Source organism: Corynebacterium sp. TAE3-ERU2 (assembly GCF_019209955.1).
In the GTDB taxonomy this organism is placed as follows: Bacteria; Actinomycetota; Actinomycetes; order Mycobacteriales; family Mycobacteriaceae; genus Corynebacterium; species Corynebacterium megadyptis.
Map to the genome: position 1 here is coordinate 223,380 of NZ_JAHUTL010000003.1, position 24,785 is coordinate 248,164.

Annotated in this window: 17 protein-coding genes and 1 tRNA gene; 9 read left to right on the plus strand and 9 right to left on the minus strand. The window is 61.7% G+C overall.

Annotated features, from left to right (window positions below):
• The first annotated feature begins 89 nt into the window (after positions 1 to 89).
• From KRX12_RS05815 to KRX12_RS05830, 4 genes are all read left to right on the plus strand, one after another.
• Complete coding sequence (locus KRX12_RS05815) at positions 90 to 3,224, plus strand: heterodisulfide reductase-related iron-sulfur binding cluster (protein WP_218366033.1); 3,135 nt, start codon at positions 90 to 92, stop codon at positions 3,222 to 3,224.
• 27 nt (positions 3,225 to 3,251) lie between these two features.
• A complete protein-coding gene (locus KRX12_RS05820; RefSeq protein ID WP_218366034.1) occupies positions 3,252 to 3,836 on the plus strand; it encodes an alpha/beta hydrolase in 585 nt (194 codons plus the stop codon).
• Positions 3,837 to 3,941: 105 nt separating this feature from the next.
• A complete protein-coding gene (locus tag KRX12_RS05825) occupies positions 3,942 to 5,210 on the plus strand; it encodes a pyridoxal phosphate-dependent aminotransferase (RefSeq protein ID WP_218364989.1) in 1,269 nt (422 codons plus the stop codon).
• Between the two features lie 175 nt (positions 5,211 to 5,385).
• Positions 5,386 to 6,780 carry a YibE/F family protein gene (locus tag KRX12_RS05830; protein ID WP_218366035.1) on the plus strand — a complete coding sequence of 465 codons (1,395 nt, stop codon included), beginning with the start codon at positions 5,386 to 5,388 and terminating at the stop codon, positions 6,778 to 6,780.
• Between the two features lie 7 nt (positions 6,781 to 6,787).
• Here KRX12_RS05830 and KRX12_RS05835 read toward each other — a convergent pair whose 3' ends face one another.
• From KRX12_RS05835 to dcd, 6 genes are all read right to left on the minus strand, one after another.
• Positions 6,788 to 8,125 carry a UDP-glucose/GDP-mannose dehydrogenase family protein gene (locus tag KRX12_RS05835; protein WP_218366036.1) on the minus strand — a complete coding sequence of 446 codons (1,338 nt, stop codon included), beginning with the start codon at positions 8,123 to 8,125 and terminating at the stop codon, positions 6,788 to 6,790.
• 152 nt (positions 8,126 to 8,277) lie between these two features.
• Entirely contained in the window at positions 8,278 to 9,243 is a 966-nt protein-coding gene (locus tag KRX12_RS05840) for an ABC transporter substrate-binding protein (RefSeq protein WP_255550106.1), read from the minus strand.
• Positions 9,244 to 9,621: 378 nt separating this feature from the next.
• A complete protein-coding gene (locus tag KRX12_RS05845) occupies positions 9,622 to 10,299 on the minus strand; it encodes an ABC transporter permease (protein WP_218366037.1) in 678 nt (225 codons plus the stop codon).
• Positions 10,299 to 10,958 (minus strand): ABC transporter permease, encoded by a 660-nt coding sequence (locus KRX12_RS05850; RefSeq protein WP_218364985.1) that lies wholly within the window; start codon positions 10,956 to 10,958, stop codon positions 10,299 to 10,301. The genes KRX12_RS05845 and KRX12_RS05850 overlap by 1 nt, the downstream gene beginning before the upstream one ends.
• Positions 10,959 to 11,777: an ABC transporter ATP-binding protein gene (locus tag KRX12_RS05855; RefSeq protein ID WP_218366038.1), complete on the minus strand. Its 819-nt coding sequence runs from the start codon at positions 11,775 to 11,777 to the stop codon at positions 10,959 to 10,961.
• Between the two features lie 39 nt (positions 11,778 to 11,816).
• Entirely contained in the window at positions 11,817 to 12,380 is a 564-nt protein-coding gene (gene dcd / locus KRX12_RS05860; protein ID WP_218366039.1) for a dCTP deaminase, read from the minus strand.
• A 188-nt stretch (positions 12,381 to 12,568) separates the two neighbouring features.
• Between dcd and KRX12_RS05865 the strand changes: the two genes are divergently transcribed.
• Positions 12,569 to 12,642, plus strand: a tRNA-Gly gene (locus KRX12_RS05865).
• Between the two features lie 462 nt (positions 12,643 to 13,104).
• Here the strand turns inward: KRX12_RS05865 and KRX12_RS05870 are convergent.
• Complete coding sequence (locus KRX12_RS05870) at positions 13,105 to 13,872, minus strand: phage antirepressor KilAC domain-containing protein (RefSeq protein WP_218366040.1); 768 nt, start codon at positions 13,870 to 13,872, stop codon at positions 13,105 to 13,107.
• A gap of 435 nt (positions 13,873 to 14,307) precedes the next feature.
• Here KRX12_RS05870 and KRX12_RS05875 point away from each other — a divergent pair, with 435 nt between their 5' ends.
• From KRX12_RS05875 to KRX12_RS05890, 4 genes are all read left to right on the plus strand, one after another.
• Positions 14,308 to 15,066 carry a hypothetical protein gene (locus tag KRX12_RS05875; protein WP_218366041.1) on the plus strand — a complete coding sequence of 253 codons (759 nt, stop codon included), beginning with the start codon at positions 14,308 to 14,310 and terminating at the stop codon, positions 15,064 to 15,066.
• A gap of 2,297 nt (positions 15,067 to 17,363) precedes the next feature.
• Positions 17,364 to 18,401 carry an extracellular solute-binding protein gene (locus KRX12_RS05880; protein WP_218364983.1) on the plus strand — a complete coding sequence of 346 codons (1,038 nt, stop codon included), beginning with the start codon at positions 17,364 to 17,366 and terminating at the stop codon, positions 18,399 to 18,401.
• Between the two features lie 140 nt (positions 18,402 to 18,541).
• The gene (locus tag KRX12_RS05885; protein ID WP_255549242.1) at positions 18,542 to 20,110 is read left to right on the plus strand and encodes an iron ABC transporter permease; all 1,569 of its coding nucleotides are present in this window, start codon (positions 18,542 to 18,544) and stop codon (positions 20,108 to 20,110) included.
• Positions 20,103 to 20,771 (plus strand): ABC transporter ATP-binding protein, encoded by a 669-nt coding sequence (locus KRX12_RS05890; RefSeq protein ID WP_151549635.1) that lies wholly within the window; start codon positions 20,103 to 20,105, stop codon positions 20,769 to 20,771. The genes KRX12_RS05885 and KRX12_RS05890 overlap by 8 nt, the downstream gene beginning before the upstream one ends.
• A 36-nt stretch (positions 20,772 to 20,807) precedes the next feature.
• Here KRX12_RS05890 and KRX12_RS05895 read toward each other — a convergent pair whose 3' ends face one another.
• On the minus strand, positions 20,808 to 23,426 hold the full coding sequence (locus tag KRX12_RS05895; RefSeq protein ID WP_218366042.1) for an AMP-binding protein: 2,619 nt from the start codon (positions 23,424 to 23,426) through the stop codon (positions 20,808 to 20,810).
• 336 nt (positions 23,427 to 23,762) lie between these two features.
• On the minus strand, positions 23,763 to 24,749 hold the full coding sequence (locus KRX12_RS05900; RefSeq protein WP_218366043.1) for a bile acid:sodium symporter family protein: 987 nt from the start codon (positions 24,747 to 24,749) through the stop codon (positions 23,763 to 23,765).
• Between the last annotated feature and the right edge of the window lie 36 nt (positions 24,750 to 24,785).

Genomic DNA, 24,785 nt, shown 5'->3' on the forward strand with positions numbered 1-24,785 from the left:
GTATCGCTTAGGCAGTGCTGACAACCGCGTGGCGGCGTCCTAAAGCTAAAATGCGAGGGACTACTGCCGAAGCTGAACGGGAAACAACCATGACTACCCTTTTGGGGATTGCGGGCGTCGTGCTGTCATTGCCCGCATGGGCGGTATTTCTGCACGGGTGCTGGCGCATTGTCCGCTTCGTCTCCCGGGGCACGCCCACCACCACCCGCACCGATCGCCCCTTTAGCCGTGCCTTCCAGGTGCTGCGCAAGGTGTTTGGGCATGGCGAAATGATGCCCAAACCCGCGGTGGCGATTGCCCACTGGCTGGTGATGGTGGGGTTCTTATTTGGTGTGGTGGTCTGGTTTGAGGCCTATATCCAAACCTTCAATCCCGCCGGCGGCTGGCCGTGGCTGCATGAGCTGCGCGTCTACCGGCTGCTCGAGGAAGTCCTTGGGCTGGGCACGGTCGTGGGCATTCTCTTTCTATTCATCACTCGCCTGCGCGTGGGCCGCGCCAACCGCGTCGATCGTTTCTATGGCTCGAACGCCACCGCCGCGCATTTCGTGGAGGCAGTGGTCTTCCTCGAAGGGCTCGGCATTCTGCTGGTCAAGGCCGGCGCCATCGCCACCTATGGCGGCTATTCGCCGTGGACAGACTGGGTGACCGGTCCCCTATCCCAGCTGCTGCCGGCCGCACCGCTCATGGTCAGCGGCTTCGCCCTATTCAAGCTGCTCACCGGCATGACGTGGCTGATCGTGGTGGGACGCAACCTGCATTGGGGCGTGTCCTGGCACCGCATTCTCGCATTCTTCAATCTTTTCTTGACCCGCAACTACGACGGCAGTCCCTCCCTTGGCGCGCTCAGCCCCCTGATGGATGGCCCGCGCCCCCTCCGGCTCGCCGATCTCGAGCAGAGCGAACCTGCCAGCCTCGGCACCGGCACCGTCGGCGATGCCTCGTGGAAGATGCTGCTCGATTCGGCCACCTGCACCGAATGCGGCCGCTGCCAGGCCGTGTGCCCCGCGTGGAACACAGAGAAGCCTCTTTCGCCGAAGCTACTCATGATGTCGCTTCGCGACGCCGCCCTCCACGCCGATCTCACCCCAGAGGACAGCCACGACGGCGTAGATGTGCTCAAGCTCGTCGGCGCCAACCAGGCCGTGACTGAGGATGTGCTGTGGTCGTGCACCAACTGTGGCGCCTGCGTTGAGCAGTGCCCGGTGGATATTGAGCACATCGACCACGTGGCGAACCTGCGCCGCTACCAGGTGCTCGAAGAATCCGCCTTCCCCTCCGAGCTGACGGGGCTGTTTAAGAACCTGGAGAACAAGGGCAACCCGTGGGGGCGCAACTCCCGCGATCGTCGTGCGTGGATTGAGCGCGCCCGCAAGGACGGCATCGAGGTGCCGATCTTTGGCGAGGATGTCGCCGACTTTTCCGATACCGAATACCTGCTGTGGGTGGGCTGCGCCGGCTCCCTCGACGAGGACGGTGTGGCGACCTCGCGCGCCATTGTGGAGCTGCTGCATACGGCCGGGGTGAAGTTCGCGGTGCTCGCCCAGGACGAAACCTGCACCGGCGACCCGGCGCGCCGCGCCGGCAATGAGCTGCTCTTCCAGACCCTCGCCGAGCAGAATGTGAGCACTCTCAACCAGGTATTTGATGGTGTGCCACCGCGGCAGCGCAAGATCATCACCAGCTGCGCCCACTGCTTTAATACGCTGCGCAATGAATACCCGGACTTCGACGGCCACTATGACGTGTTCCACCACACCCAGCTGCTCAACCGCTTGGTGCGCGAGAAGCTGATCACCCCGGTGCCCCGCGGCCCGGAGAACCGCCGCCCCCTCACCTACCACGACCCGTGCTTCCTGGGGCGCCATAATAAGGTATTTGATCCGCCGCGTGAGCTGCTCGCATCCACCGGTATGGAGCTGCGGGAGATGCCGCGCAACCGCGACGATGGCTTCTGCTGCGGCGCCGGTGGTGCCCGCATGTTCATGGAAGAAAACATCGGCCAGCGCATCAGCGATAACCGCGCGGCCGAGGCCGTGGCGACCGGCGCCGAGACCATCGCCGTGGGCTGCCCCTTCTGTAACACCATGCTGGGTGCCGGGGTGAAAGCCACCGCCAACAAGCAGGGCAACGCCCCGGTGATTAAGGATGTCGCCCAGCTGATGCGCGATTCCATCACCATTGACGGCGCCCTGCCGCCCGCCCGTCCCAAGGCGTTCCTCGAGCGGCCCACCCGTGTGGCCGCACCGCGGTCTGCCACGAAGAACGTACCTCTTCCCGGCCCCGAGTCCCACGCCGCCGCCGACACGGAACAGACTCCGGCTACCCCGACGCCTGCCGCGCCCACTCCAGCGACGCCGAAGGCAGCCAGCCCGCAGGCTGCCGCACCCCAAGCGGCCGTCCCCGCCCCCGCAGTGCCGAAGCCCTCGGCACCGGCGCCAGCCACCCCGGCAGCGCCCCGACCCGCAGCCCCGACGGCTGCAACGCCGAAGGCAGCAACGCCCCAGCCGACTACTCCGCAAGCGGCGGTGCCCCAACCGGCAACGCCGAAACCGGCGACCCCAAAGGCAGCAGTGCCAACGCCGGCCACGCCACAAGCAGCCGTGCCCAAGGCAGCAACCCCAGCGACACCACAGTCGGCAACCCCCAAGCCGGCGGTACCCCAACCGGCGACGCCGAAGGCAGCAGTACCAACGCCCGCAGTTCCGAAACCCGCGACACCGGCACCTGCAACCCCGAAGGCAGCTACTCCGCAACCTGCCGTGCCCAAGACCGCAACCCCCAAACCGGCAGCACCCAAGGCAGCTACTCCGCAACCCGCAGTACCCCAACCGGCGACGCCGAAAGCAGCAGCGCCAGCACCCGCGGTTCCGAAACCCGCGACACCGACTCCTGCAACGCCGAAGGCAGCTACTCCCAAGGCGGCAACGCCCCAGCCGGCTACACCCCAAGCGGCGGTGCCCCAACCGGCAACGCCGAAACCGGCGACCCCGAAGGCAGCAGTGCCAACACCAGCAACCCCGCAACCGGCCACGCCAACGCCGGCCACACCGAACGCTGCAGTGCCCAAGGCAGCAACCCCCAAGCCGGCTGCGCCCAAGCCTGCGGTGCCCGCGCCTACTGCTCCCCCACCCGCCGTGCCACAACCGGTGACGGGCCGGGATGCGGGCAGTGATGCGTCGACAAGCGCACCGCACGACGACTCCGAGGACGGCACGCAGACATAGCCGCGGCGGCTGGGTACAGTCTTTGCTATGTCGCTCGAAACTGCCCAGCCGGTAGCCCCTATCCGTTCTGTCTACGCCCTCCACGGTTTTCATAGTTCGCCACAGAAGCGTTTGTTTCAGTGGCTGAAGCTGGAGGGGATCATGCGCGGCGCCGTGCTGGATGCGGTGGCTTTTCCCTCCCCCGATGCGCCCGTGCCGAGCCAGTGGCAGGATGTGCTCGACCGGCAGCTGCCGGAACTGGATACGTCGATGGGGCTGGTGACGCACTCCCTCGGCGGGATCACGGCGCTGCGCTATCTCACGCGCGACACCTCTGAGTGGTCGCTGGGGACGTTGGTGCTGGTTGCCCCCTTTGCCCGCCCCTATGAGGGCACACCTGCGGAGATCCGTGCCTTCTGCGAGGAGGTGGAGTGGGAGAAAATTCGTGACCGGGTCTCCTCTATCGCGGTGATTCGCTCCGATAATGATTCCCTCGTGCCCGCCGCCGCCAGCGATGAGGTGGCCGCCCATCTCGGCGTGGAACCCACCATCGTCGCAGGTGCCGGCCATTTCCGTGATAGTGAGAACGTGGTTCAGGTGCCCGAGATCCGCGACGCCGTATTCCGCTCCTAGCCCCCTAGCGCTTATCGACGCCACCCTCTATGACCATCGGCGATTCTGCCCCACAGATTCCCCACAGCACTTTCCTGCGCCGGAGGCCAGTGGCATGATGGAACAATGAGCAATGACACCCATCAGCCCCGCGACGAGCGTCGCCCCGACGTGAAGCGCCGCGAGTTCGACCAGTCCGAGAAACTCAAAGACGTCCTATATGAGATTCGCGGTCCGGTGGCGGCGGAGGCCGAGCGCCTCGAGATGGATGGTCACCGCATCCTGAAGCTGAACACCGGCAACCCCGCTGTGTTCGGTTTCGAAGCCCCGGACGTGATTATGCGCGACATGATTGCCGCGCTGCCGAGCGCCCAAGGCTATTCCACCTCCAAGGGTGTGATCCCGGCGCGCCGCGCGATCGTGACCCGCTATGAGATGATCCACGGTTTCCCCGAGTTCGATGTCGACGATGTCTACTTGGGCAATGGTGTTTCCGAGCTGATCACCATGACCACCCAGGCGCTGTTGAATGATGGCGACGAGGTGCTCATCCCCTCCCCGGATTATCCCCTGTGGACGGCCGCCACCTCCTTGGCCGGCGGCACCCCGGTGCACTATCTGTGCGATGAGGAGAACGAGTGGCAGCCGTCGATCGAGGATATCGAGTCCAAGATCACGGAAAAGACCAAAGCAATCGTGGTGATCAACCCGAATAACCCCACGGGTGCGGTGTACTCCCGTGAGGTGCTGAATAAGATCGCCGACATCGCCCGCGAGCACCAGCTGCTGGTGCTGGCCGATGAGATCTACGATCGCATTCTCTACGACGACGCCCAGCACATCTCCATCGCCTCCTTGTGCCCCGATCTGCTGTGTATCACCTACAACGGCCTGTCCAAGGCCTACCGCGTGGCCGGCTATCGCGCCGGCTGGATGGTGCTGACCGGCCCGAAGGATCACGCCGAGGGCTTCATCGAGGGCCTCGACCTGCTGGCGGGAACGCGCCTGTGCCCGAATGTGCCGGCCCAGCACGCCATCCAGGTGGCGTTGGGCGGACGGCAGTCCATCTACTCCCTCACCGCCGAGGGCGGCCGGCTGCTGCGCCAGCGCAATGTGGCCTATGAGAAGCTCAACGAGATCCCCGGTATCTCCGTGGTCAAGCCCATGGGCGCGCTGTACGCATTCCCCAAGATCGATCGCAATGTCTACGACATTCACGATGACACCAAGTTGATGCTGGATCTGCTGCGCAAGGAGAAGATCCTGATGGTGCAGGGCACCGGCTTTAACTGGCCGGAGCCCGACCACTTCCGCGTGGTCACCCTCCCCTGGCCCAGCGAGCTGGAGGAAGCGATCGACCGCCTCGGCAACTTCCTCGCCAGCTATAAGCAATAACGTCCGTGGCGCGGCCTCTCGCTTCGCCGCCTTTCCGCCCCGTCCACTCCGCCGCGCGCGGGATGGGCGGGGTTGCTGCTGTCGGTGATTGTTCACTGGAGGCGGCCCCACCAGTGCAGCGCTGCACTGGTGCGGGGGTTATTTCCTGCACGGCAGGAAGGTAGTCTTTTCAACTATGGGCAGACACTCGCGGCATTCGGAATCCAAGCGACCAGCCAGCAGCGCCGATACCACGGCGCGATTCAGCATGGCGCAGAAGTTCCTCGGTGGGGCTTTGGCGCTGGCTGCACTATTGACGGTGGTCGGCACCGTGCTGCTCTGGCCCTCCGCCGAGAAGCCGAGCATCGCTGAGGGGTTCGCCCTTTCCGTCCCGCTCGCGCACAAGCAGGTCGATGGCACCGTCGCCGTGGTCCAAGAGGGGGCGTGTGATTCGCCCGGCTCGGGGCAGGTGTTTGAAACTGCCCCCGCGGCTGCTCCGGCTGCCCCGGCAGCGCCAACGCCACCGCCCGCGCCCAATGGCCCCACCGCGCCGGGGGCGCCTGGGGCACCGAGTCGCGATTCTGCCCGCCCCGTCGAGCCGAACCACACCTGCACCCACTCGATCGTGGATCTCACCTCCGGCGATGACGCCGGGATGCGCACCCTGTTAATCACCAACAATCTGCCTGGCGATCCGGAGCTGCAGGTGGGCGATCAGATTCGCCTGCTGGTTAATGACACCCCCAATGGCGGCACCCAGTATGCGTTCTCCGATTTTCAACGCGGAACCCCGATCATCCTCTGGACGCTTCTGACCGCTCTCGGCTTTGTGGTTATCGGCGGCTGGCGCGGCATGCGGGCGCTGGTGGGGCTGAGCGTGAGCTTGGTGGTCATCGCCGTGTTCTTGCTTCCCAGCTTGCTGCGCGGCGGCGATCCGCTGTGGCTATCGGTGGTGACCGGAGCGCTCGTATTGTTCATCGTGATCTACCTGGTACACGGTTTGAACTGGAAGTCCTCAGCCGCCTTGGGCGGCACCCTCACCGCCTTGCTCATAGCGGCGCTACTGGGCCGCTATGCGATTACTACCACCGGTATTCGCGGCCTGGGCGATGAGGACAATCTACTGATCCAGCTCTACCTGCCCGATGTGACGGTGCCAGGTTTGATGCTGTGCGGCTTCATCATCGGCGCCTTGGGTGTGCTCAATGACGTCACCATTGCCCAGGCCTCCACCGTGAACGAGCTCTATGAGCTCAACCCGCGCAACACTCCCTGGCAGGTGTTTACCTCCGCCATGCGGGTGGGGCGCGATCACATCGCCTCGATGGTCTACACCCTAGTGCTGTCCTATACCGGCGCGGCGCTGCCGCTGCTGCTCTTGCTCTCCGTGGCGGATCGCCCGCTGAGCAATACTCTCACCTCGGACATTATGTCCACCGAGCTCATGCGCTCAGCCGTGGGCGCCCTCGCCCTCTGCTTGGCGGTGCCGATTACCACCGGCATTGCGGCCTTGACGGTGGGGCCGCACCGCGCGGCTGCGCAGAACCGGCGCGACCAGGACACCATCGCCGAGGAGGCCGCGAGCGCCTAGCGCCTCTTTATACCGATCCCGGCTCCAGGCTGGGACGGCCCAGCGCATGCACGCTCCACCCTGCCGCCGCCCACGCCTGCCGATCCATCACATTGCGGCCATCGACGAGCCGTGGGGTGCGCACCATCGCTGCCGCCTCGCGCGGGTCGAGCTCCATAAACTCCGGCCACTCAGTCGCCAGCACCACGCAATCGGCGCCCGCCAGCGCCTCGCGCGCATCGTTTGAATAGTGCAAGGTGGGAAAGATCGCGCGGGCATTATCCATCGCCTGCGGGTCATAGACGCTGACTTCCGCCCCGCCCAGCGACAACGCACCCGCCACAGCGAGAGAAGGAGAATCGCGCACATCATCGCTATGCGGTTTAAAGGCGCAGCCGAGCACCGCGATATTCTGCCCGATCAGCGATCCGCCACATGCCCGCTTGACTACCTGCACTAGGTGATCGCGGCGCCGCATGTTGATGGCATCGACCTCGCGCAAAAAGGTGAGCGCCTCATTGGCGCCGAGTTCGCCGGCACGGGCCATGAAAGCGCGAATATCCTTCGGCAGGCAGCCGCCGCCAAATCCCAAACCGGCGTTCAAAAAGCGCCGGCCAATGCGGTTATCGTAGCCCAGCGCATCGGCCACGTCGGTGATGTCCGCGCCCGCAACCTCACATACCTCAGAGACGGCGTTGATAAAGGAAATCTTGGTAGCCAGGAAAGCATTTGCCGCTACCTTTACCAATTCCGCCGTCGCCAGATCCGTCACAATCAACGGGGTGCCCGCCTCGAGGGCCTGGGCATAGATGTTCTCCACCACGGCGCGAGCCGAGGAATCAGGGCGCGCCATACCGAGCACAATGCGATCCGGGGTGATGGTGTCGTGCACCGCATAGCCTTCTCGCAAAAACTCTGGATTCCAGCACACCTCCACGCGGGCGCGGTCTCCGGCGAGGTCATCGGCCATTTTTTGCAGGCGCGCCGCAGTACCCACTGGCACGGTGGATTTCCCAATCACCACATGCTCGCCCTCGAGATGCGGCACCAGCTCACGCAGCACCCCCTCCACTGCTGAGGTATCAGCGGCGAAGGAGCCCTTGGCCTGCGGGGTGCCTACTGCGATGAAATGAACGTTTGCCTGGGCCGCCGCGCTCATGTCGGTGGAAAAGCGGAGTCGATCATTGTCGATGGCGCGGCGCAGAATAGCGCCGAGCCCCGGCTCATAAAAGGGCGCTCGCCCCGCCGATAGCGCCGCGATCTTGTCTTCATCGATGTCCACGCCCACCACGGAAAAGCCAAGCTCTGCCATGCATGCCGCGTGCGTTGCCCCGAGATACCCGGTGCCCAGTACTGAAATGTTCATGAGTGTTATTCCTAGCTCAGGTGGGTAAACCACCGCTGACCGAGCGCTAGCCCGCGCATGAATGCTTGCTTACAAGCGTATTCCCCCATGTCACAGCACAAAGACCCCACCCCGTGTGGCGGGGCAGGGTCTCAGGCAGGAATGGTGCGTGTCTAGAACACTTCCTGGGTGTACTCACGGGCGATCTTCGCGGGATCTTCCTTATCGGGGCCCACATTGCGCTTATTCAGCTCAGTGAGTTTCTCCGTGGTGAGCGTGCGGTTGACCCAGGCAATGGTCTCTCGCGCCTCGCGGCCCAGCCGGCCCTTGGCCATCAGCGGCACAATATTCTGCGGCAGGATCATCCCCTTGGGATCATCAAGCATCACCAGATTGATCTCCTCGCCCTCGCTATTGAGCACCGGAGAGGTGGTGTAAATATCGGCGATCGTGGCCGCCCCATCGGTCAACGCCTTCACCGTGAGCGGGCCACCACCATCAGAGATGGCCTTGAATTCCATGGAGGATTCCTCCACGCCATAGAACTCGCTCAGCCCCTTCGGGCCATAGGGGCGCTCGGCGAGCTCAGGGTTGCCCGCGACAATAATCTCTGGGACAGAACGGAGATCCTCGAGGCTCTTCAGATCATATTCTTGGGCCACCTCGGGGGTGACGCGATAGGAATCCTTCGACTGCGCCTCGGCGGCCTCGCCCACAGCGAGATTCTTGGGAGTTACCTCCTTCAACGCGTCGAGCACCTCCTCGCTGGACATGCCCACGGTCACCGCATCCTCATCGCCAGCCAAGTACATCGCCAGGTTTCCGGAGTACTCGGGCACCAGGTCGATCGAGCCTTCCTCGATAGCCTTGATATACACCTCGCGGGAGCCAATGCCGGACTTCACCTCGACATCGATGCTCTGCGTGCGCAGCGCCTCCGCCCAGAGCTGACCGATCAGCTCGGACTCGGGGAAGTTCGCCGTACCAATAACGATGGTGCCACGGTCCCGGTCCGAGTTCTTCTCGCTATCCGAGCCCTGTCCATCGAGGGGATCATTGCCGGCTCCGCAGCCGGACAGTACGAGGGCGCTCACGCTCACGACCGCAGTCATGCTCGCAAGACGGGAATTGATGTTCATCTGCTCTACTTTCTCTAATAATTCTCTTGGGACATACTCACTACCTCCACAGTACTGAGTTCACCTGAGTGATGGCCCCTGCACATAAGGGATAAACACGCGATACAGCCGCGCCGAGGATCACACCGGGATACCCGGCGTCCACCGACTGCGTGCACATATGGATCTCTCTATCCACGGGAATATCGGTGACAGAGACAGCGACGCCACGCCCCCTGCTAATAGCCGGTGACAGGGCAATTCCGGCGCTCGGCACGCTGCAGCACAACTGCTTAGTTTAACAGCCGCTGAGTTTTATTGTTAGAGAAAATACTGCTGAACAGTGCAGACGCGCGATGGGGGCACGACGGCCCCGCCCGGGAACACCGAGGTGGCGGTCTAGGTGCGCGGGCGGGCGGCGCGTTGAGCCACGGCGAGAAGCATGTCCACTATCCACGCCAGTGCAATCACCAGAATGGCTCCTGCGAGCATCTGGGGATAATCCCGCAGGGCCAAGCCGTCGATAAGCGGACGGCCGAGCCCGCCCAATCCGATATAGGCCGCGACCGTGGCGGTGGCGAGGACCTGCACGGTGGCGGAGCGTATGCCACCGATGATTGTGGGCAGCGCCAGCGGCAGATGGACCGCCCGCAGCGCCTGCCAGGGAGAATGCCCCATGGCGACCGCCGCATCCACCACACTGTGCTCGATGGCGGCGATACCTGAGTAGGCGCCCGCCACCACCGGCGGCACCGCGAGAATCACCAGCACGATCACCGCGGGAATCGTGGGCATAGAGATGCCCAGAGGAATAATCAAGGTCAGCCAGGTGACAAGTCCCAGCGTGGGCAGCGCCCGCAACGCCCCCAAGGCGGCGACGATGCTGGTGCCACTCCGGCCGGTACGGTGGGCGCGCACTCCCAACCAGATACCCACAGGCAAACCAATCGCGAGCGTGAACACCATGGTAAGCAGGGTGAGCTCCATGTGCTCGAGCACGCGCGCGCCAAAACCAGCGGATCCAGTCCAATACTCAGCGCTCGTGATCTGTTGCAAAGCCTCTGCTACAGGACTCATCAGCCCACACCCCCTTGCTGGGAGGCACGCACCCAGGGCGTACACATCCGACCGATAGCCACGATGATGAGATCAAAGACCACGGCCAGCACCACGGTGCCGAGCACCCCCGCCAGAATCTCGGTGGGAAAGGCCCGCTGGAAACCATTGGTAAACAAGGTGCCGAGAGACTGCACGCCGATGAGCGCCCCGACCGAGATCAGCGAAATTGTCGACGCCGATACCACCCGCAGTCCGGCGATCAGCACCGGCAAAGCCAGGGGAAACTCCACCTGCAACAGGCGCTGCCAGCGGCTATACCCCATGGCCTCTGCGGCCTGCACCGGCGCCTGCGGCACCGAGGCGAAAGCATCCGTGGTACTGCGAATCTGCAGGGCCAGCCCATAAAGAATCATCGCCACCACCACGTTTATTGGCGAGAGCACCGAGGTTCCCAAGAGCAGGGGCATCACGATAAAAAGCGCCAAACTGGGCACCGCATAGAGCAAGCCCACCGCACCGATGAGTAGCTCCCGCGCGGTGGGATAGGACCGCTGCCAAAAGCCAAAAGGCAAGGCCAACACGAAGCTCGCCACGATCGCCGGCACCGCCAGCATCGCGTGCTGGCCGGCGAGACCCGCGATATAGCCCAGGTTGTCCGCTATCCATGACAGATTCATCTATCCCACGATCCCTTGGACCCGGCCGAGGTGATCCACCACGATCTGCTGCCCATCACGCTGCTCAATGTGCACCGTGTTGGTGTGCATGCCCAGGAATTTCTTCACGAACTCATCGGCGGGCTCGCGCACGATCTCCGTGGGGGTGCCCACCTGCGCGATCTCCGCGGAGGTACGCAGCACGACCACCTGATCGCCCAGCGCAATAGCCTCCTGCATATCGTGGGTGACCAGCACAATTGTCTTGTGCAGGCGGTGCTGGAGATCAAGCAACTGGTCTTGCAACTCCCGCCGCACCAGCGGATCCACAGCGCCGAAAGGCTCATCCATGAGCAAAATAGCGGGGTCGTGGGCCAGCGCCCGCGCCACCCCGACGCGCTGCGCCTGGCCGCCCGAGAGCTCACTCGGGTAACGATCAAGCAATCCCGTGTCCAGCCCGAGCAGCGTCATCAGCGGTGCAGCGAGTTCGCGCCCTTCGCTTTTCGACGCCCCCTCGAGGCGCGGCACCGTGGCGATATTCTCCGCAATCGTGCGGTGGGGGAGCAGACCCGAGGCCTGCATGACATAACCAATAGAGCGGCGCAGCTCAACAGGGTCACGATCTGCCACCGAGTTGCCGTCGATAAGCACGCGGCCGCTGGTGGGCGTGACCATGCGATTAATCATGCGCAGCAGGGTCGTTTTTCCAGAGCCGGAGGAGCCCACAAAAACGGTGGTTTTGCCGCTCGGGATCGATAGCGAGAAGTTACTGACCGCGGGGGCGGTGTTATCCCCCTCACGGGCTGGGTAGGTTTTCGTGACGTTCTCGAACGTGATCATAGAATCCTCGTGCTAGCGCACGCGCCGGGTGGGCGCGGCCTAGCGGAAGTTTAAGTACGCCTTGGACGGCGTCGGTCCGCGTTGCCCCTGATATTTGGAGCCGAGCGCGCTCGAACCATAGGGCACATCGGCGGGCGAGGTCATCTTAAATAGCGCTAGCTGTCCCACTTTCATTCCCGGCCACAGCATGATCGGCAGATTGGCCACATTGGACAGCTCGAGAGTGATGTGGCCATCGAAACCGGGGTCAATGAAGCCGGCGGTGGAGTGGGTGAGCAAACCTAGCCGGCCCAAGGAGGACTTTCCTTCGAGGCGGCCCGCGAGATCGCTCGGTAGCCGGAAACGCTCCAGCGTGGCACCCAGCACAAACTCGCTGGGGTGCAGCACGAAGGGCTCATCCTCTTCGACCTCGACCAAACTCGTCAGCTCATCCTGCTGCATTTTTGGGTCGATGTGCGTGTACCGCGAGTTATTGAACACACGGAAGAAACGGTCCATGCGCACGTCAATGGACGAGGGCTGAACCAGCGTCTCGTCATAGGGGATAATTCCCAATGCCTGCGAATCGATGGCGGCGCGAATGTCATGGTCAGAAAGAAGCACGTTCGCAAGTGTAGCGGGTACGCGGCATAGAGGTAAGAAAAAGAGCGGACCGTCCCGGCCACGGCAGTTGGTAGAACCATAAAACGTGGTGCTACACTGTGACCTTGCAACTCAGATGCGGGAAGGCAGATGCGCGGCCCCTATGTGGCCGAGATGCACGCTATGCCCTACCCCCGCTGAGCAGCACTGCCGATGTAGTTCAATGGTAGAACATCAGCTTCCCAAGCTGAATACGCGGGTTCGATTCCCGTCATCGGCTCCAAGGTGGCAAACACGTCGATCTCATCAGCCGCGTCCAGCCACACGTCGAGGAGCTGATCGCCCTCATCCACCGTGACGTAAGGCGATGCTCCAATTCTGCGTATTCTTCAGCGCCTTGTACTTCGCGGATTGGGAAATAGGCATGAAACGCGGCCGCGCCGAGAGCACACCCTTCGGCTTCATATGATTACGAGAGGTGGCGGTCATGAACTCCACACCCGCCATCAGCTCACCCAAGCGCCCTGGAGCCCCCGTCGGTTTGGGCCTCGGTGTGATCATTGTCGATATCCATAACCACGCAATCCGACGCCACGAAGGCTTCGCTCGATCGACGGTTATTCGCATACGTGGCCGCCACATGACCAAACGAAGCTGCCGCGCTCAGTTATGCCACGTCAGCAACTAGGTGCTGATTCGGGTCGTAGTTGTTGTTCTGAACGCCGTTCGCATTCGCGACATATGCTCATGCTTGTACCTGACCTTCACGCTCAATCACGGACAGAATGCCGAGCTGGTTCTTCAACAGGTCGTAGATGAACAAGCGACCCTTCTGCGTCCAGTACATGTGGGTGCGGGTCTGGCCGTATCCGTATTCGTGAGTCTTGGACTGCGTGTAGCCCTGCTCTGCGTACTTGGCGTAAAGGAACCACCGGCCCGACTGATAGAACTGCACGCCTTCTTCGCGCAGGATCCGGTTGAGCTTCTTCGCACTCATCCCGTAGTCCTTTGCGATCGCGGTCGTTGTCAGTAGCGAATCGGACTGCAACACGACGTCGTAGTAGGACACTTTCGGTGCTGCTTGGAGCAAGGCTTGCTCTGCAGCGAGGCGCTTGGTCCGCTCAGTACGCAACGTGGCGATGGCATGCTCGAGGACCTCATCATCGGCGAGGGGTTCATCGTATGCGTACATGCCGTGGCGGCGAATCGTCGGCAGCATCTCGTCAAACACCCATGTTTCGAACTTTTGCGCTGCCGAGAGCTTGGAGAAGATGATAAGGCGGTAAAGGTCACCTTCGGTAACGAAGCGGGCGTTTTGGGTTCTGCCGAGCGCATCTTCGATGGGATGGTAATTTGCTGCCCCACGGCAGTGAAGCTTTACGGCATTCGTCGGATCCTGGTAGCCGAGCGCAGTGGCGACATCCTTCCCGCAGAAAAGGATTTGACCATCGTTGGTTATGGTGCGGATGGTGCCGAACACGTCGTTTGTGAATAATTGAATCTGGTTTCCCATGGCAGGGTTCCTTCCCGAGACCCCGTCGAGAAGAATCGTGCCGAGCGGCACAAAGGTTAAGGGCCTCACCCCACTGCCGACAAAACCGAAGTGTTAAATCTGTGCTGGGTATACCCCGCAGACAAATTGGGGATGTACGAGCGAGCATGGATGGTATGAGTGAGATTGATAAAGCCGCGGTGTGGGCGATGGCGAAAACATCCGCCTATTCGCCTTCGTTAATTACCTACGAGACCTCGACAACGACCCAGCACCCTCCGCTGCGAACCAGCAGATTGGTGCGTATCTGCGCGAGTTCATGACAACCGATCCGAACGCCCTTCTTGGCGACGACTAGAAGCGGCGCTGGCCAGTTCCGTTTGGTTCGTGCCCGTCAACTCACCTTGGCAATAGAAATGTCTGTTTTTTAAAACGAAACTAGCTTAGAATTGTGTCATGCAAAGTATCCACGGCCACTACGAGTGGGACGAGACGGTTGGCATCCCTGGACACAGAGACGATGGTTCACTTCATCAGAACCTCTACAACGAGGATGGAGTGTTGACTGGTCACGCGCGGTTCGTCCCCGATGAAGATCAACTCGATCTGGCAGACGAACAATCGTATGAGAACACGTTTGTCACCTCTGACTCTCGCCGCGATTCTGAAGAATCGAATGAGCTCGCCAAAGCTATCGCCGGCCTTATTGTCGTCGCTACGATTGCGGGGGTAGCCACGGCAGCTCCTCACGTCAAACAGTGGTGGAAGGAAAAAGCGTGGCCTAACGTCAACAGTCGAGCACGGCGGATTCGTATCCCCGGACGAAAGAAGAAGTCTGATGCGCCTGAGGCTCAGGGGCTCGATCCAGCACACGACGAGCATGACGCCATTGAACGAGATCAACGACAGATCATGTCCCGCCAAGAAGCAATGGCGCGGACTATCGCAGGATTAGCAGCAAAGGCGTACAGCGACGAACAGCTACGCATGGTTAAATCGGCGCAAATTCTCGATGTTGAAGAGTACGCAGAAATTGAACAAGCTCTCGCGCAGATTCCTTCTGAGCAGCTGCAAGCTCTGATCACCGAGATGGTAAAGAGCCCAGCGCTTCTAGAAGACGGATCGCTTGCAAACCTCGCGAGCATGCTCAATCCATCAAATCAGTATCTCGGGTTGACCCCTGAGCCATCCAATCGCGAAGATCCAGAGATTTAGTCCTTGCGGTAATAGGCACACTCGTAGCCGTCCCCATCCAACGGTAGGTCCTTGGCCAACCTGGGAGTGTGGACATCAGCTCGCAGACATCAGTCACCATGAAGCTGGAGTCTCTGGGTTCGTGGATGACGGTTTCGTCATGCACATGCATCACAATCCGATGCCCAGCCTTCACCACTGTGCGTATACCGGTGACGAGCAGGTCGCGGGCGATGGCTTGGACGATGTTCTCCGTGAGTTTTCTGCCGTAGGTTTCGAGTTGTCCCCAGCGGCGTGCTGTGGTCGTTCCGGTGTTGGTGATGGGGGTGCCGCCCCAACGATTCTCACCAAGACGGGGCTGCACGTAAGCAAGCCGCCTGCCGGAGGGTAATTCGATGAAGAGAATCCCAGACTCGACACTAAAGCGCAGGTTCCGTAGCCGGGTCGGCTGACGCGAGGTGATGGCGGCGATCGCGGCTTCCTCGACATTAAACTAGCTCGCCTATCGTGGTGACTATGTAGCCTAGATGTATCATCACGCCTCCGGCGCAGATTACTCCACACATGGGTGAGGAACGATGATGCAGGACACGATGACATGGCCCTCATTGAGACAACTAAGAGGACGGCTGATCATCCTCCTCGGTGCCGTTGCTATGGTGTGCGGCTGTGCGAATAACGATGCTCCTATGCACTCTGAAAAGATCGTCGACTGGACGAAGTATGAGGTCACAGGGGCGAATGAGGTGACTTTCACTGTCACCACCGGCGATCCGAAATGTTTTGGACTTCGAAGCGCAGTGAAGGAATCTCAGGATTCTCTCGAGGTGGCAATCGTAGAGGGTGTTCGCCCGAACCCACCGAAAGAATGCACCGCAGTAGGACGGATCGAAGAAATTAGTGTGACGACTGAATTTCCAGCACGCAGCTTGGACATTCGCACTATGCCACCGGAGGAAGTCGGACTTAATAATCAACCATCGTGGGAGTACACCACCAATGGACTACAACGGTGTAGCTCATGCACTGTGTGGGATATGCCTACATGACCATCGGGTTCTTCGCGGAGAATACAGCTCCTTCTTTTCCTCAGCATGTCTCCGCTATCGATCTATCTGGGAGTTCTTATCAGTGCTCTAGTTGCCGACCGTAGGCCCGATAGCATCGGATGACTGGGTGAATTATTCCTTGCCATAGGCACACGGACGGCACAGCCACAGCGGCGTGCCGGCGGCTCATACCTCACCTTCGCTATACGTATTTACGCCCCCTCGCATAGGTGCGCACGCTGGATCTGCTCCGCCGTTAAGCCCAGGTCCTCCAGATGTGCACGGCTATAACAGCTGAAGTCATTAGTGTCCTTGCCATCTGGGTTGATCGTGTGCCACGAGTCCCCGCTCCAGTGGGCAATGTGCACAGACCCCGTGTTGGGCCTCCCATAACGGGCAAAACTCTCATCGCAATACAGCACGCTCAGACCCCCTACCCAGTCCACGTCTGCGCGTAGCTTGTCCATGTCACACCTCTGCGCAAGAGAGATAGTAGGTTCGCGTTCCGCCTCCTGCTGCGCACTAGTGCTGGCCGGTGCGGCAGAGCTGCGGCTACGAACACTCGTTTCGGTGATGGTTTCCGTGACGGTGACAGCCTCGGACACGGACTCAGACGCGGACTCGGAGGCCGTCCCGGAGGCCGCCTCGGAGGCAGTCGAGTCTTCAGAAGAGGACGGCAGAGCGGAGCAGCCGGCTATAAGCATGAGCGCGGTACCGCCGCCAAGGATGCTTTTCCAGACAGAAGAAATACTCAGCATGATTTCAGCTTAAGACCCTGGGCCGGCATATGCCCGCATACAGCGTGATTATTTCCCGCGCACACCGCGGAAGTAACTACCCACCACAGAGTCAGGAATAACTTCCAGCGCGATACATCACCCCAGATGGCGCATTCCGTCCATACACTTAGCCGCATTGGGGACATGTCCCTATTGTTTTTCTCGCCCTCACCTACCCCCGTATGGCAGCACTTCGGAGCCCCTAGAACGCCCCGCGCAGCATAGAGTGGCAAAAAACACACATACGCATGCCTAACCTCGCCACCAGCACAAATATTTCTGGCGCGCACAGTATTTTCAACGCACACGTCCTATGTGCTTAGGCTAACGATCTCTCTGGCAGGGAATATGGCAAGCCTTTGCTATTATCTAAGACGCCCATGTGGGACTCTTATAGATCCCACATTTTGTACGCCGCGCGCCAGCCTATTCAGTGTGACCAAAATCGTCACATGGACACGCTGAGCGCACAACCCTAAGGAACGACCATATGCGCCGTTTAACCGCCACCATCGTCGCCGCTGCAGTGGGCCTCTCTCTGGCCAGCTGCTCCAGCGGAGGTGACGCCCCCGAGGAGTTCGATAAGGACTCTCCCGATGTTGTGAATGTCTACTCCTCCCGTCACTATGACGTGGACAAGGAGATCTACGATCGCTTCGAAAAGGACACCGGCATCGAAATCAACGTTGTCGAGGGCAAAGCTGACGAGCTGATCGAGCGCGTCAAGCGTGAGAAGTCCAACCCCGCAGCGGACGTGTTCCTCACTGTGGGCGCCGAGTCCATCTACCCCCTCAACGAGGAGGGCATTCTTGGCGACTCCATGACCCCCGAGATCGAGAAGTCGATCCCCGAGAACTTCCGCGGCGACAACTGGATGGGCATTGTTTCTCGTGCCCGCGTGCTCGCCTACAACAAGGAGACCGTGGATCCGGAGGAGCTCAACTCCTACGATGCGATCACCGAGCCGAAGTTCGAGGGCAAGGTGCTCGCACGCTCCTCCAGCTCTTCCTATAACCAGGCTCTGCTGTCCTCCTTCGTCGCCCTGAACGGCGAGGATGAGGCCAAGGAGTGGGCACAGGGCGTAGTGGACAACTTCGCTCGCGACCCCAAGGGCAATGACCGCGACCAGGCCAAGGCAGTGGTTGCAGGCGAGGGCGACGTCGCCATCATGAACTCCTACTACTGGGCACTGATGAACCGTTCCTCCGATCCCGAGGAGCGCAAGGTCTCGGAGCAGATCGGGCTTGCTTTCCCCGAGAACACTCACCTGAACATCAGCTACGCTGCAGTCCTCGAGGGTGCGAAGCACGCGGACAACGCCAAGACCTTCCTCGAGTTCCTGGCCAGCCCGGAAATCCAGGAACTGATCGCTGAGGAGAACGGCGAGTTCCCGATGAACCCGGAGGCTAAGCTTCCTGAGATCCAGGCATCCTGGGGCGAGTTCACCCCGCAGGATCTCGACTTCGCTACCTTCGGCAAGGAGCGCCCCGTCGCCACCCGCATTTTCGATGAGGTTGGCTGGCAGTAGTGTTCCGCCTATCCACTCCTGTAGATAGAAAGCCGGAGTAAGTGACGGCCAAACGTTTAGTGCCTGCCCGCGGGCAGGCACCCTGGCTCGTGCTGAGTCTGACGGTAGTAGCGCTCATGCTACTACCGCTTCTTGGCATTTTGTCAGGCCTACTTTCCCCTGTTTCCGACACCTGGCGGCATATTCAGAACACGCTGCTGCTGGGCTATATCAAAGAAACCACCATCGTGGTCATCGGCGTGCTGGCGATCACCTGCTCGCTGGCCTCCGCGCTCGCGTGGTTTATCACTGCCACTGAGTTCCCCGGCCGGAGGTTCCTCAGCATCGCCCTCGTGGTGCCGCTGGCAATCCCGCCCTATATCGGTGGCTACACCTATGTGGCCATGACCAGCTACACGGGCACCATTCAGGTCTTTGCCCGCGAAAGACTGGGCATTGATATCCCGCCCTCGCTGATGGACATTCAAAATGTCCCCGGCGCCATCGTGATGTTCTCGCTCTTCCTCTACCCCTATGTGTATCTGGTGGTGCGAGCCTTCTTGGATCGTCAAGCCGGTGGACTCATCGAGGCCAGCCGCGTGCTGGGCGCGGGCCCCATTCGCACCTATTTTCAGATCATTCTGCCGCTCACCCGCAATGCGGTGATCGCGGGTGCCACCCTGGTGGCCTTCGAGGTGCTCTCGGACTATGGCCTCTCGCAATACTTCGGGCTGAATGTCTTTACCACCGCCATCTTTAAGAGCTGGCTGGGTTTTCAGGACGTGAATTCGGCGCTGAAACTCGCGGGCATTCTGCTGCTGGTGGTCACAATCATCAGCGTCGGCGAGAAGGTAATGCGCGGTTCCCGCTCTGCTGCCTATTCTTCGGGCCGAGTCACGCCCATTACTCGCCGCACCCTGCAGGGCCCCAGCAAATGGCTGGTCATGCTGCTGAGCTGGGGAACATTGGCGTTTGCCCTGCTCATCCCGGTGGCACAGATGACCTATTGGGCCATTCTCTCGCTGCCCAATATCCGCACCGAGGGGATGCTCGAGGATGCGATCACCACCGTGTGGGTCGCCGGCATCGGCGCGGCACTGACCACGGTATTCGCTGTCATTGTGGCGAATAACCAGCGGCTGTGGCCCTCGCGGACCTCACGCTTTTTGGCCCGCATCACGGTGATGGGCTACTCGGTGCCCTCCACAGTGATCGCCCTAGCGATCCTGTCGGTGGCACTGTGGATCGACTCCCACTCGCCGCTACAGCTCATGCTCTCGCCGACGATCGTGATTGTGGCCTATGTGATCCGCTACCTGGCGGTAAGTATGCAATCGGTGGAATCCGGTTTCGAGCGCACCGGCGTGCGCTTCCACGAATCCGCCCGCATGCTGGGCACCGGCCCGACGCGAGCATTCTTCCGCGTGGACATGCCCATGATCTCCACCGCCTTGGTGGGAGCCTTCCTCTTGGCGTTCATTGACATGGTGAAGGAGCTGGCGATCGTGCTGATCCTGCGCCCCTTCAACTTCTCTACCCTCGCCACGCGCGTCTTTGAATACGCCAATGATGAGAAGATCCCGGAGAGCTCTCTGGCCTCGCTCATGATTGTTCTCATCGCCGCCTTGCCGCTGCTGGTGTTGTTGTGGCGACAAAAAACCACCACTACGACCAGCGAGGACGACAGCTCCGCTTCTTCCGCAAAGCTTGAAGGGTCTACCCATGACTAATACTTCCTCCTGCCCCACGATTACGCTGCGCGATGTGTGCTTCAGCTATCCCGGGTCTGAGACTCGGCAGTTGGATAATTTCAACCTCGAAGCCCCCGCTGGGGAATGCACTGCGCTCCTAGGGCCCAGTGGCTGCGCCAAAACAACGGCGCTGCGCCTGATCGCGGGCCTCGAGCAGCCCAGCTCGGGATCGGTATATATGGATGAGACTCTGCTGGCGGGCCCGGGGGTATTTGTGCCCCCGGAAAAGCGCGCCATTGGCTTGGTATTCCAAGACTATGCGCTCTTTCCGCACCTCACGGTGCGCGCCAATATTGCTTTCGGTCTGCGCAAGATGAACCGCGCAGACACCAAGGACCGGGTGCAGGCCATGCTCGCTGCGGTCGGCCTTGAAGGCTATGACAAGCGCTACCCGCACGAGCTTTCTGGTGGGCAGCAGCAGCGCGTGGCGCTGGCGCGTGCCCTCGCCCCCTCGCCGCGGGTGCTGCTCTTGGATGAGCCCTTCTCTAATCTCGACACCGCCCTCCGCGGCCAGGTGCGCGATGAGGTGGCCGCCATCATCGAGCAGTACAGCGTCACCAGCGTGTTGGTCACCCACGACGAGCAAGACTCTGCCCGTCTCGCCCAGCACACGGTACGCATGACGCCCGTGGGGAGCTAAGCCTTCAGGGAGGCGTCGATAAGCGGCGTGGTGGCCTTAGACCATCCGCCGCTGCGCAAGCCACGCCACCACGCTTGTCGACGCCTTCCACAGCACAATGCCCGCGAGGAAGCAGAGCGGCACCGTGAGGAACTCGCTTAAGGGCTGAGCCAGAATATCGAACTGGATCAGATAGATATACAGCGAGGCCGAGGCAATCAACCCCACTGGGCGCACAATCGCGCGCGGTACCGGCAGACGCACCTCGGAGAGCAAAATCGCGCTCACCACCATCACATATACCCACTGGGTGACGTACTCGAATAGCGTCACTGAGCCGGCCACGAGAATGACCGCAGCGATGAGCTTCTGCCGGCGACTGCGCGCCTGCGAGATCATGATGCCGGCAGCAATGAACCAGATCGCTCCCGGCGGCTCGAATCGGGTCTGGACGATATCCCACGCCCCGACGGCGAAACGCACGATGAGAAACAGTCCGGTGAGCACACAGGCGGTGACGAAGGGCTCATGCCGGTAGCGGCGATACACCGCAGGAATGGCCAACAGCCCCATGATCAGAATCAAGCCCAGCACATAGGTCTCGATAAACCACAAGGACCCACTGGCGCCTTCACTGGGGAATAACCAGTGGATAAAGAGCAGGTTACTCAGCCCATATCTGCCCGTGGTCGCCATGCCCACCAGCACCAACAGCACTGTGGGCAGCACCACCGCTAGGAGGGAGCGGGCCGTGGCGCGCAGGCGCGTGGTCGAGCTCAGCATAGTCAGGCCAAAGCTGCCCAAGGCCGCACCGGCGATCACCAAGAGGGAGTGGGCGCCGCCCATCAAGAAGGTAAAGGTGGTGGCGTGGCCCAGCACGATGGTTATGGCGCAGATGGCGCGCAGCACCAGCGAAGAATCAAGCCAGATCAGCGAGGACGGAGCCTGGCCCTCAGCTCCACGCCGCGCGCCTGCGGCCGTTGCTGAGCTGTGCTGAGACTCTGCATTATCGAGCAGCTCCGCGAGGGGAATATGGTGCCAGCCAGTGGGCAATTCCACCCCGGCGCGGGCAAAGGCCATCGCCACCGGCACAAAGCTCATGGAACTGCCGCCATTGTCCACGAAGGAGAGGTCGCGGCGCACGGCGCTCGGCACGGTGCCGAGGGCCTGGGCGATGGCCTCAATCACCGACTCCACGCCCGCGGCGCTGCGCGCACCGGCGCCGGCAGCGGGCTGTGTTTCAGTGTCCTGGTCGGCGCCGGCGGCAGCATCGGCTAGCTCGGCGCAGCGGCGGCGATCAAGTTTGCCATTATCGATCAGGGGGAAGGTGGGCACAACCACCACGCGGACGAAGGCCGGGGTGAGTCCAGTGCGGGCGCAGAGCTCCCTTTCGACCTCTGCGGCATCGGGTTCTTCCTGCGAGGTTTGTTCATCGACTGCCACGCGCAGGGCGGTATCATCGCCGGTCACGCAGGCGGCGAGGCCCGCATCGGCGAGCCAGCCACGCACCTGCTCGCAGGAGATGCGCAGGCCCGCGAGTTTCACAAAGTCCGAGGAGCGCCCAGTGATGCGCAGGATCTCCTCTGTTGTGGGCGAGTCCACCTGCACCAGCTCTCCCAGATCCCCAGTATGAAGTTCCTCAATGGTGCGGCCGGTGCGCAAATCCTCTGGGCATTCGGCGTAGCCGAGCATGACCGAGGGGCCGCTAAAGATGAGCTCGCCGGATTCGCTGATCCGCATGGTGTGCCCGACCAGTGGCGCGCCGGCCGCCTCTGGATAGTCGGCCATAAGCTCCGGCGGCATGATACTCATGCGGGCGGTGGCCTCGGTTTGGCCGTACATCACCCGGAAATCCGTGTCATGTTCGGCCAAAAAGCTGTGCCACCATTGCACATCGGATGTATCCAGCTTGCCGCCGGCCTGGTACACCAGACGCAGTTGAGTCAAGCTCTCGCCGCCATCGGCGGTGCGCAGCACCTGCAGCATGTGCGGCACCACGCCCACATTGCTCACCCCATAGCGCTGCAGCGCCGCAGCGAAGTCCGGATCCGCCACCGAGCACTCCTCCACGGCGATACTCGCCCCGCAGAAGAGATGGGAGTTCAGCACGGACAGCCCGAAGGAGTAGTGCAGCGGCAGCAGGGTGATCGCGCAGTCCTCGGACTGCAGCCCCAGCCCCTGCACGATGGCGTGGGCATTCGCCCGCAGGTTCTCCAGGCTCAATTTCACGAGCTTTTTCGCCCCCGTGGAACCCGAGGTAGACAAGAGCACCGCGATATCGGGGTGCAGGGGTTCGCCCGGCTGTTCCTGGCGCGGCAGCAGCTGGCCTGTGGCCGGATCGATGCTGGCCGCGGGGCAATAGGTGCGCAGGATCTCCGCATAGGGGCCATCATCAGCATCGGCGCTTGTCCCCGCTGTGTCTGCGGTGAGCAGGATCGGCATCTTCGCCGCCAGCGCCGCGAGATATGACACCACAGCCTCGCGGGTGGGGCGGAAGGACAGGTGCAGCAGCGTGCCGGGCTCATAGCGCTGCAGGAATTCATCCGCACGCCGCTGCGTCGCCTCCTCAAGCTCCCGATAGGTGAGCTCGCCGGAACTCGTGCGCAGGGCGATATCACTAGGCCGATACGATCCAGCCACTCCTTCCAGCAGCGGCGCAGTGCGTGCGAGGGACACAAGATCTCCTTCCACCGTGCCCCTGTCCGCGCCACCCCTCGATCGGCGCAGGGCGAGGCGCTGGTGCATAAGAGAGGCACCCAGCTCGTTCTCAGTTAACCCTAAAATAACCTAGGCAAGGCGTTCCTGCCTAAAAGTGTTGGGAAGGTTGCACATATCTACGCCGGCAGCACCCCGCCGCTTGTGGACATCTCAGCATGTCAGAGAGGGCCACCCCAGTGCCGTTTTATGCATGTGTTCATGCCCACTCTCCTGCCCCGCTACCCGCTCACGCTTATCGACGCAGTCCTCGCGGCCCCGCCCCCTCGCCGCACGCAATGGCGGAGGATGGGTGCCTTATCTGCTCGCGGCTGTGAATTTCCGAGCCATGAAGGCAAAAAGTGCGCCCGCGACGTTGTGCCACACGGCGGCGATCGCACCGGGGATGGCCGCCTCGGGAGAAAAGAACTTCGCCGACATGCCCGAGGCCAGCCCTGCGGACTGTGTGGCGACCTCGATGGCGGTGGTGCGGCAGGCTGGCTCCGGCATCTTTAGTACCCGCGCCGAGAGGTAGCCGAGAATATAGCCCAGCAGGTTGTGCAGCACCACGGCCACGAACACAATCACGCCCACATCCACGAGCTTCTCGGAGGCCTTTGCCACCGAGGGAAATACCACCACGCCAATGCCGAGAATCGATAGCCAGGGCAGCGCCGGCAGGATGCGATCCACGAAGCTATTAAAGAAGAAGCGAATGAGCAGCCCGCCGACAACGGGAAAGAGCACGGTTTGGGCGAGCATCCACGCAATGCTGGGGCCATCCACGGGTGTCTCGGCATGGGCCAGAGTCAGCATGATGATGGGCGTGACGAGCGGAGACAGCAGCGTCGACACCGATGTCATCGCCACCGACAGCGCCACATCCCCCTTTGCCAAGTAGGCGACCACATTGGAGGCCGTGCCGCCGGGCACCGAACCCAGCATCAACAGCCCCACGGACAGCGCCGGATTCAGCCCCAGGAGCCGAGCCACAGCCACCGCGATCAGCGGCATGATGACAAATTGCGCCACCACCCCGATCGCGATGGGCCACGGCCGACGCACCACTTCTTTGAGGTCGGGGATAGTCAGGGTCAGCCCCATGCAGAACATGATGAAAATCAGCGCCGGGGTGATATAGGCGGCAATCGGCATCACCGGCTCGGGAAAGAAAAAGGCAAGCACCGCGCCTGCCAAGATGAAGGCAGGGAACGCCCACACCGCAATGGCTGCAGAGCGCTCCTCTGCGGCCATCGCCTGAGCCCCTACGCCATAGTGATCTACATCCTTGTCCTGTGCACGCATGTTCTCACTATAAGAGATGCATTTTCTACCATGCGA

Coding starts and splice junctions, on each gene's coding strand:
- KRX12_RS05820 (WP_218366034.1), top strand. CDS start 3,252: ATGTCGCTCGAAACTGCCCAGCCGGTAGCCCCTATCCGTTCTGTCTAC.
- KRX12_RS05855 (WP_218366038.1), bottom strand. CDS start 11,777: ATGATCACGTTCGAGAACGTCACGAAAACCTACCCAGCCCGTGAGGGG.
- KRX12_RS05880 (WP_218364983.1), top strand. CDS start 17,364: ATGCGCCGTTTAACCGCCACCATCGTCGCCGCTGCAGTGGGCCTCTCT.
- KRX12_RS05825 (WP_218364989.1), top strand. CDS start 3,942: ATGAGCAATGACACCCATCAGCCCCGCGACGAGCGTCGCCCCGACGTG.
- KRX12_RS05840 (WP_255550106.1), bottom strand. CDS start 9,243: ATGAACATCAATTCCCGTCTTGCGAGCATGACTGCGGTCGTGAGCGTG.
- KRX12_RS05815 (WP_218366033.1), top strand. CDS start 90: ATGACTACCCTTTTGGGGATTGCGGGCGTCGTGCTGTCATTGCCCGCA.
- KRX12_RS05890 (WP_151549635.1), top strand. CDS start 20,103: ATGACTAATACTTCCTCCTGCCCCACGATTACGCTGCGCGATGTGTGC.
- KRX12_RS05845 (WP_218366037.1), bottom strand. CDS start 10,299: ATGAGTCCTGTAGCAGAGGCTTTGCAACAGATCACGAGCGCTGAGTAT.
- KRX12_RS05850 (WP_218364985.1), bottom strand. CDS start 10,958: ATGAATCTGTCATGGATAGCGGACAACCTGGGCTATATCGCGGGTCTC.
- KRX12_RS05835 (WP_218366036.1), bottom strand. CDS start 8,125: ATGAACATTTCAGTACTGGGCACCGGGTATCTCGGGGCAACGCACGCG.
- KRX12_RS05830 (WP_218366035.1), top strand. CDS start 5,386: ATGGGCAGACACTCGCGGCATTCGGAATCCAAGCGACCAGCCAGCAGC.
- KRX12_RS05875 (WP_218366041.1), top strand. CDS start 14,308: ATGCAAAGTATCCACGGCCACTACGAGTGGGACGAGACGGTTGGCATC.
- KRX12_RS05870 (WP_218366040.1), bottom strand. CDS start 13,872: ATGGGAAACCAGATTCAATTATTCACAAACGACGTGTTCGGCACCATC.
- KRX12_RS05900 (WP_218366043.1), bottom strand. CDS start 24,749: ATGCGTGCACAGGACAAGGATGTAGATCACTATGGCGTAGGGGCTCAG.